At 48.8% G+C, this 207-nt stretch carries 1 protein-coding gene; it reads right to left on the reverse strand.

The genetic code is table 11. The features are described 5' to 3' along the window. A partial coding sequence (locus HJY11_RS14940) for a GTP-binding protein (RefSeq protein WP_279571124.1) occupies window positions 1-207 on the reverse strand: 207 nt, incomplete at both ends.

Genomic DNA, 207 nt, shown 5'->3' on the forward strand with positions numbered 1-207 from the left:
TCTTTACTTTCTTGCCATCTGCAACTGTAATACAACTGTTCAGTTCGATCCCGCAATCTTCCTCCACATTTCTGACTGCACCAGCCACATCGGAGAGTTTACCCACGCCGGATGGCTCGATGAGAATCCGGTCCGGATGATACTGCTCCACGACTTGTTTTAGTGCTTCACTGAAATCACCAACAAGGGTGCAACAGATACATCCGG

Source organism: Bittarella massiliensis (ex Durand et al. 2017) (genome assembly GCF_017566145.1).
In the GTDB taxonomy this organism is placed as follows: domain Bacteria; phylum Bacillota; class Clostridia; order Oscillospirales; family Ruminococcaceae; genus Bittarella; species Bittarella massiliensis_A.